This is a genomic window from Kitasatospora sp. NPDC004289 (assembly GCF_053602875.1).
Genome location: NZ_JBSGEL010000096.1, coordinates 15645 through 22328, shown reverse-complemented (window position 1 = coordinate 22328; position 6684 = coordinate 15645). Strand labels below are relative to the sequence as shown.

Sequence of the window (6684 nt, the reverse complement as noted above, 5' to 3'; positions counted from 1 at the left end):
ATCACCAACGGGCTGCCCAGCGTCATCTTCTCCCTCGAAATGGGGCGCAACGAGATCGCCATGCGCCTGCTCTCGGCGGAGGCCCGGCCACCGGCGGCCGAGGCCTCGATGGGCTCCGCCTCCTGCGGACCCGGCTCGTAGGAGGTGGCGGCCGGGTGGGGCGACTCGGGGGCGGCGGCGAACGGCACGCCCGCCAGGTGCAGGGCCTCGGCGAGTGCCGCGACCGCCCAGCCCTCAGGGGCGCCCTCGGCGCGGACCACCACCGGGGTGAGCGCCTTCCGGGCCGGGATTCGACAGAGCGTCAGGGCCTCCGCCAGACCGGGGCCGCCGTCCGGGCCGAGCAGTCCGACCAGGCGGGCGGCGGTGCGGCGTTGGGCCGCCGTGGTCGCCCTGGCCCGGGCCGCCGAGGGGGCGAGCAGCTCGGCCAGCCCGATCAGCAGGGCGCGGACGGCCGGTCCCGGCTCTGTGGCGGTCCGCAGCAGCCAGCCGTCGAACGGGGTGTCACCGGGCGGGCCGACCGGGACCACTCCGCTGCCCCGGCCACCGCCCAGCGTGGCGACCACCTCGGCCTCCGCCTCCGCCGAGGAGGCGGCCAGTACCCGCCCGGAGCCGGTGAGCAGGGCACAGCCCGGCAGTCCGAGCCGGTTCACCGCGCGCGCCAGCACCTCCCCCAGCACGGCGTCGCGCACCGGGGCCGTGCCCGCCTCCGCACCTCCCGACGGTCCGTCAACCACCGCCCCAGCACCGACCGCACCCCCGGCCGGGCCCTCGACCGCCGCGCGGGCGGCCGCGCCGAGCAGTGCCAGCAGGTCCTTGCGGACCGCCGCCGGCAGGGCGGCCGCGCCCTCCTCCGGGGCACCGAGCTCGCCCCAGAGCCGCAGGTACACGCGGTCGGTGACGGCCCGGAAGCTGGTGCCGGCCGGGACGGAGAGCAGCGGGACGCCGTGCAGGCGGCAGGCCTCGGCCAGCTCGGGCGGGACGGCGCCGTGGGTGCCCTCGCCCGCCAGCAGGGCGGCGGCGCCCGCGCTGCGCAGCGCGTTGGCGAAGCGCAGCGCGGCCGAGGCGGCGGCCGGGCCGTCCTCGGGGCGCCACCAGACCAGCCCGGTGAGCACCAGCTCGCCGCGCTGGAGGTAGCGGGCCGGGTCCTGGAGGTCGGTGGAGGTGACTCCGGTGACCTCGGTGGCCAGCAGCGCGGGGGGCGCCCAGGCCGCTTCGATGTGCAGGTCGGCCAGGTCCAGCAGGTCCCCGACGATCATGTGGTGCTCCTTGTGCTCCGCGCCCTGGCCCACTCTCGCCGATGCCAGGAGATCACGCAGTTCTGCATGGTAGATGCAAGCGGCCGAACCGTCTTTCCCTCTTGTCACTTCCTCCGAGCGACCGCCCCGTCCGCCGCGTCCGCCTCGGAGGCGCGCACAGTCCGGCCCCCTTCGCGGGCCTCGTGCAGCGCCCGCCAGACCTTGTCCCGCAGGAACGGCGCCTCGGTGAAGCGGATGCCGGTGGCGTCGCGCAGTGCGTTGGCGAAGGCCGGCGGCACCGGGTTGAACGGGCTCTCCGACATCGACTTGGCGCCCAGCGGTCCGATGGCGTCGGAGGTCTCGCTGAAGTGCACCTCGGTGCGCGGCACATCGGCGAAGGCGGGCAGCCGGTAACGGCGGAAGGCGGCCGTGGTCACCTCGCCCCGCCCGTCCAGCAGCACCTGCTCGAAGAGCGTCGCGCCGAGCGCCTGCGCCACCCCGCCCTCCACCTGGCCCCGGCACTGCAGCGGGTTCATCACCTTGCCCGCGTCGGCGCCGTGGACGCTGCGCAGGATGCGGATCTCCCCGGTGTCCGGGTCGACCGCGATCCGGAACCACTGCGAGTTGAAGGCCACCGAGCGCGGCGAGCCGCCGAAGTGCCCGTCGGCCCGCAGCTCCACGCCCCGTCCGCGCGCGGCCTCGAACACCTCCTTGAGCGGCACCGTCCGCCCGTCGCACTCCACCGCCTCCGCGCCCAGCCGGACCTGACTGCGCGGCGTGCGGGCGTACTCGGCCGTGAAGCTGACGATCTGTTCGGCCAGCGCGTTGGCGGCCTTCATCACCGCCTTCCCCGCCACCACCGTGCCCGCGGAGCCGAACGCCCCGGTGTCGTGCTTGACGACGTCGGTGTCCGACTGCCGGATGCCGATCCGGTCGACCGTGGTGCCCAGCGCGCCCGCGGTGATCTGCTTGTGCACGGTGGTGGTGCCGTTGCCGAACTCGGCGGTTCCGACCGCGATGTCGTACGTCCCGTCCTCCAGCAGCTTCACCGTGGCGTCGGCGATGTGGCCGCCGGGCGGGCCGCAGGCGATGGCGGCCATGGCGAAGCCCTGGCCCACCAGCCAGCCCTCGGGGGCGAGTTCGGCGCTGGTGTCCCCGGCGAGGGCGTCGCGCACCACGTTCAGGCACTGGTCCAGGCCGTAGCTGGCGATGTGCAGGTCCTCCTCCTCGCCGAGCGGGCCCTCCATGTGCTCGCCCGGCCCGATGATGTTCCGCTCCCTCAACTCCAGCGGGTCGAGGCCGAGTCGGCGGGCCAGCTCGTCCATCGCCGACTCCACCGCGAAGGTGACCTGGCCGAGCCCGTAGCCGCGGAAGGCCCCGGCCGGCACGCCGTTGGTGTAGACGGAGTAGGCCTCGACCTTCTTGTGCGGGGCCCGGTACACGCCCATCGACTCGCCGATGCTGTGGAACATCACCGCAGGGCCGTGGTTGCCGTACGCCCCGGTGTTGGAGACCACCCGGTACTGCAGGGCCGTCAGGGTGCCGTCCCGCTTGGCGCCGAGCTTCACCGTGATCCGGAACGGGTGCCGGGTGGTGGCGCCGTAGAACTGCTCGGCCCGGGTGAACTCCAGCTTCACCGGCCGGTGCAGGCGCATCGCGGCGAAGACCGCGATGTCCTCGGTGAGCATCTCCTGCTTGCCGCCGAACCCGCCGCCGACCCGCCCGGCCACCACCCGTACCTTCTCCAACGGCAGGTCGAACAGGTCGCACAGCGCCCGCCGGGTCAGGAACGGCACCTGGGTCGAGGAGCGCACCACGATCCGCTCCTCCCCGCCCGGCTCCTCGCTCTCCTCGAAGTACGCGAGGCAGCCGTGCGTCTCCAGGCTGGCGTGCTGCACCCGCTGGGTCCGGAAGGTCTCCTCGTACACCAGGTCCGCCTCCGCGAACCCCTGCTCCACGCTGCCCATCTCGCCGTGCGCCTCGCCGCAGACGTTGCTCTCCGCCCGGGCGATCCGCGACTCCGGGCCCTTGGGGTGGATCACCGGTGCGCCCGGCAGCATGGCCTCCTCCGGGTCCAGCACGTACGGGAGTTGCTCGTACTCGACCACGATCCGCCGGCAGCCCTCCTCCGCCGCGCCCTCGGTCTCGGCCACCACGGCGGCGATCCGCTGGCCGACGAAGCGGACCACGTCGTCCAGCAGCCGGGTGTCGTCCGGATCCTCGGTGGGGTGCTCGTGCCGGGCCGAGGAGTACAGCTTGGCCGGGGCGTCCTCGTGGGTGAACACGCCCACCACGCCGGGCACCCGGCGGGCGGCCGAGGTGTCGATCGAGACGATCCGGGCGTGCGGGTGCGGGGAGCGCAGCAGCTTCATGTGCAGCAGGCCCTCCACCTCCACGTCGAAGGTGTACCGGGCCGTCCCGGTCACCACCTGCGGACCGGCGGGGGCACCGAGGCTGCGCCCCACCGCCTGGCCCGCGCACGGGAGTTCGGTGTGCCGGACACCGTTCACGGCGTCCTCGATCGCCCGGTAACCGGTGCAGCGGCAGAGGTTGCCCTTGAGCGCCCTCGGCAGGTCGGCCTTCTTCTCCTCATCGAAGGCCTCGGCGGAGGTGGTCATCAGGAAGCCGGCGGTGCAGAAGCCGCACTGGAAGCCCTGGGCGTCGAGGAACTTCTGCTGCACCGGGTGGAGTTCGCCGCCCTCGGCCAGGCCCTCCACGGTGGTGACGGTACGCCCCTCGGCGCGCACCGCCGGGTAGAGGCAGCTGTGCACCGGCTGCCCGTCCACCTGGACGGTGCAGGCACCGCAGTCCCCCGCGTCGCAGCCCTTCTTGACGCCGAACCAGCCGCGCTCGCGCAGGTAGGTGCGCAGGCACTGGCCTCCCCGCGGCTCCGTGTCGAAGTCCTGCCCGTTGACCCGGACGCGATAGCTCATCGCGCGGCCTCCTCGTTCCCGTCGTTCAGCTCTCTGCGGATCTCCTCGGCGTGACGCAGCGTCATGTGCCGTCGCCAGTCCGGGAGTCCGTGGATGTCGTCGAAGTACTCGTCGCCCCGGATGCCGTCCTCCACCGCCTCCCGGACGGCCGCCGCGTTGGGCTCCGGCGGGAACCAGAAGCGGAACGGGCGGACGGTGGAGGCGGTGACGGTCAGGGTGAGGGACCCGTCCTGCGGGTCGCGGGCACCGATCACCAGCACGCCCGAGCGGCCCAGCCCGTAGAGCGAGGACTGCCGGAAGGCGGTGCGCGCCGCCAGTGCCCGGGCCGGCAGGCTGATCGAGCGCAGCAGCTCACCGGGCTCGCGGACGGTCCTTCCGGCGCCGACCACGAACTCGGCCACCGGGACGCGCCGGTACCCGCCGTCCTGACCGCGCAGCAGGCAGACCCCGTCCAGTGCGGCGGTCAGCGAGATCATCGGCCCGGCCGGCAGCCCGTTGCAGAGGTTGCCGCCGACGGTGGCGAGGTTCCAGATCTTCCAGGAGGCCAGGAAGGCCCGGCAGCACTGCTCCACCAGCGGGGCGGCCCGCCACTCGGCGCCCCTCCCGTACGCGGACAGCTCGGCGACGGTGCAGGTGGCGGCGATCTCCAGTCCGCCGTCGGGCGTCCGGGCCAGCGGCTGCCAGCCCATCCGGCTGAGGTCGACCAGGCGCCGCAGGTGGGGCTGCGGCTCGGAGAACAGGTACGTGCCGCCGCCCAGCCAGGCATCGCCGGGCCGCCAGCTCCCGTACCGCCGGGCGTCGCACACCTCCGTCACCGTGTGCAGGTCCATCGGCGCTCCTCCCGTCCCCGGCTTGTCGTCCCTGACCTGCCGTCAGAGCGATTGAAGCCCTCGGGTCGAGGACGGGACGAGTGGGCCGTGACACCAGGCCAGGCGGTCTTGCCTGGGTGATCCTCCAGCACAGGCCGCACCGGGAGCGCCCCGTTCCGAATCCCCTGGAACCGTTGCCGGTTCGGGCAGTAGCGCGTCTGACGGATATCGGCCGGTTCGCCGATCTGATCATCGGCCAACCCCGAGGATTTCCCCCGTACACCCGCCGTCGCCAGACCGCGACACGGCGTGACGACCGGAGGAGACTTCGATGCCATCCGCGACACCCGTCCCGCACGACCGCCGGAGAGCGCTCCGCCGCACCCTCGGCGTCTTCCTGACGATCCTGCTGACCGCCCTGCTCTCGGTGGTGGCCCACCCCGTGGCCCACGCCTGGAACGACGACTACCCGGCGAAGTGGCGCAACGTCCCGATGGACTCGGTGGTCGACGACTGGCGCATGTACAACCGGGAGTGCACCAGCTTCACCGCCTGGCGGCTGCACAGCCGCAACGGCTACGAGATCCCGTTCCACGCCAACGCCGGCGACTGGGGCTACCGCGCCCGCGACCTCGGCATCCGGGTCGACAACACCCCCGCCGTGGGCTCCGTCGCCTGGTCGTCCGGACACGTGGCCTGGGTCGAGTCGGTGGGCAACGGCACCGTGACCATCGAGGAGTACAACTACGGCTACAACGGCACCTACAACGAGCGGACCGTCGCGACCGGGACGTTCCAGTACATCCACTTCAAGGACATCGGCGGCGGCCCGACGCCCCCGCCCGTCCCCCCGGCACCGGGCGGCCTCTCCGCCCTCGTCCACGGCTCCCGCGTCAACCTCCAGTGGGGAGCCTCCTCTGGCGCGACGGACTACCAGATCAGCCGCAACGGCGTACTGATCGGCACCGTGACCGGCACCCGCCTGCTGGACGTCCAGGTGTCCCCCCAGCAGAGCTACGGCTACTCCGTCGTCGCCCGCAACGCCGCCGGGAGCTCCGCCCCCACCACCCGGTACGTGCAGACGACGGTGGACTCCGCCGACTACGCGTACCTGCCGACCAAGGACGGCCCGGCGGAGTGCGGACGGGCCGGCGACCCGAGCTACCAACTCCTGGTCTGCAACGTCCTCAAGCCCACCGGGTGGGTGAGCAGGTACTCCGCGCCCAACGACTGGGGCTACGCCAACGACCGCTCCTGGATCGCCAATTCGGACGGAAGCATCTCCTACTGCCGCCGCGTCGGCACCGGCGACCAAGTCCTGTGCGACCGCTTCGACGGCACCACCTGGACCTCCTCCATGTCCCCCCACTACGACCTCGGCTACACCGAGAACCGCGCCTACCTCGCCACCAAGGACGGCCCCGCCGTCTGCGGACGCGCCGGCGACCCCAGCTCCCAGTTCCTGGTCTGCAACGTCCTCAAGCCCACCGGCTGGGTCAGCGCCTACTCCCCGCCCAACGACTGGGGCTACGCCAACGACCGCTCCTGGATCGCCAATTCGGACGGCACCGTCTCCTACTGCCGCCGCGTCGGCACCGGCGACCAGGCACTCTGCGACCGCTTCGACGGCACCACCTGGACCTCCTCCATGTCCCCCCACTACGACCTCGGCTACACCGAGAACCGCGCCTACCTCGCCACCAAGGA

The 6684-nt window shown here is 73.0% G+C and carries 3 protein-coding genes and 1 pseudogene; 1 reads left to right on the top strand and 3 read right to left on the bottom strand.

All coding sequences use genetic code 11. The features are described from left to right. Window positions 1-941: 941 nt before the first annotated feature. The 3 genes and pseudogenes from ACWEPF_RS36260 to ACWEPF_RS36250 all read right to left on the bottom strand — a co-directional run. Window positions 942-1256 (bottom strand): annotated as a pseudogene (locus ACWEPF_RS36260) (PucR family transcriptional regulator ligand-binding domain-containing protein); the annotation flags it as partial. Between the two features lie 104 nt (window positions 1257-1360). Next, window positions 1361-4168 carry a molybdopterin-dependent oxidoreductase gene (locus ACWEPF_RS36255; protein ID WP_452175955.1) on the bottom strand — a complete coding sequence of 936 codons (2808 nt, stop codon included), beginning with the start codon at window positions 4166-4168 and terminating at the stop codon, window positions 1361-1363. Next, window positions 4165-4998 carry an FAD binding domain-containing protein gene (locus ACWEPF_RS36250; RefSeq protein ID WP_452175954.1) on the bottom strand — a complete coding sequence of 278 codons (834 nt, stop codon included), beginning with the start codon at window positions 4996-4998 and terminating at the stop codon, window positions 4165-4167. The genes ACWEPF_RS36255 and ACWEPF_RS36250 overlap by 4 nt, the downstream gene beginning before the upstream one ends. A 310-nt stretch (window positions 4999-5308) precedes the next feature. Between ACWEPF_RS36250 and ACWEPF_RS36245 the strand changes: the two genes are divergently transcribed. After that, window positions 5309-6684 (top strand): CHAP domain-containing protein (locus ACWEPF_RS36245; protein WP_452175953.1); only part of this gene is annotated, 1376 nt, incomplete at its 3' end.

What these genes read in the sequence shown, in the direction of transcription:
- ACWEPF_RS36255 (WP_452175955.1), bottom strand. Translation starts at nt 4,168, where the DNA reads ATGAGCTATCGCGTCCGGGTCAACGGGCAGGACTTCGACACGGAGCCG.
- ACWEPF_RS36250 (WP_452175954.1), bottom strand. Translation starts at nt 4,998, where the DNA reads ATGGACCTGCACACGGTGACGGAGGTGTGCGACGCCCGGCGGTACGGG.